Source organism: Aurantiacibacter xanthus (genome assembly GCF_003584015.1).
Taxonomy (GTDB): domain Bacteria; phylum Pseudomonadota; class Alphaproteobacteria; order Sphingomonadales; family Sphingomonadaceae; genus Alteraurantiacibacter; species Alteraurantiacibacter xanthus.
In genome coordinates, this window is record NZ_QXFM01000094.1 from 1 (window position 1) to 1,524 (window position 1,524).

Genomic DNA, 1,524 nt, shown 5'->3' on the forward strand with positions numbered 1-1,524 from the left:
TGTCCGTCGTCAGAACATTCGGCACAACTCGCGGCGTAGATTAGCGGAGTGCGGACCTCGTCAGGGGGTTGATGTTAGGCGGCGAACTTGCGGTGCTGCAAGCGCCGATGTTCGATGGTCTGTCGCTTGATCCTTTCGCGCAGTTTGATGATTGCCGGTGCCCTGCCGAAGTAGGCATCGGCGGGCGTCACGTTGCTGAGGCTCTCGTGGTAACGCTGGTGGTTGTAGTGCTCAACGAAGGCCTCGATCCGGGCCTCGAGGTCGCCGGGCAGGAAGTAGTTTTCCAGCAGGATGCGGTTTTTCAGGGTCTGATGCCAGCGCTCGATCTTGCCCTGGGTCTGCGGGTGTAGCGGGGCACCGCGCACATGGCTCATCTTCTGGGCCTCGATGTATTCCGCCAGTTCGCCGGCGATGTAGCTGGGGCCATTGTCCGACAGCAGCCTTGGCTTGTGCAGCACCGTGGCGCTGTCGCAGCCCGATGCGGCCAGTGCCATGTCCAGCGTGTCGGTCACGTCCTCGGCGCGCATGTTGGTGCACAGCTTCCAGGCGATGATGTAGCGTGAGAAGTCGTCGAGCACGGTCGACAGGTACATCCAGCCCCACCCGATAATCTTGAAGTAGGTGAAGTCGGTCTGCCACATCTCGTTCGGCCGGGTGGTCTTGGTGTGGAACTGATCGGCGGCCTTGATCACCACATAGGCCGGGCTGGTGATCAGGTCATGGGCCTTCAGAAGGCGGTAAACCGTGGCTTCCGACACGAAGTAACGCCTTTCGTCGGTAAAGCGCACCGCCAGCTCCCGTGGGCTCAGCTCGGACTGCTCCAGTGCCAGTTCGATGATCTGATCATGGATGTCAGGCGGGATCCGGTTCCACACGCGGCTCGGTGCCGATGGCCGATCTTCCAACGCCTCCGGTCCGCCTTCGAGGAACCGGTCGTACCAGCGGTAGAACGTCCGGCGTGCGATCCCCAGCTTGTCGAGGGTGAGCTTCGCCGGCAGATGCGACTGCTCGACGATCCGGATGATCTCGAGCTTCTCGGATGCGGGATATCTCATTCGTCGTCGCCCCCATCCGCGATCATGCTTTTTTTGAGCAGACGGTTTTCGAGCGTCAGGTCGGCCACGCATTCCTTCAGGGCACGGGCTTCGCGGCGCAGGTCCTGCACCTCGCCGCTGGTCGCGGCACGAGCCGTGTCACCCGCCAGGCGCCGCTTGCCCGCTTCCATGAACTCCTTCGACCAGGTGTAATACAGGCTCTGGGCAATGCCTTCCTTGCGGCATAGTTCGGCAATGCTGTCTTCGCCACGCAGCCCATCGAGCACAATGCGGATCTTGTCTTCGGCCGAAAAATGCCGCCGGGTCTGCCGCCGGATGTCCTTCACCACCCGCTCAGCAGGGGCCTTGGCAGGCGATTTTTTCAAGGAGTGTTGGGGCTTCATCTTCGTTCCTTCGTCACTACGACGAAGCCCCAACACTCCTTAATTCACAACCTCAAATCTGTGCCATTGGCGCTGACGGGGAACAG

The 1,524-nt window shown here is 61.2% G+C and carries 1 protein-coding gene; it reads right to left on the reverse strand.

Annotated features, from left to right (window positions below):
- Positions 1 to 74 precede the first annotated feature (74 nt).
- Positions 75 to 1,438 (reverse strand): IS3 family transposase gene (locus tag D2V17_RS10205; RefSeq protein WP_119592876.1). Its coding sequence is split into 2 segments (ribosomal slippage): positions 75 to 1,090 and positions 1,090 to 1,438, totalling 1,365 coding nucleotides; the frame shifts between segments, so codons are not numbered across the junction.
- Positions 1,439 to 1,524 lie beyond the last annotated feature (86 nt).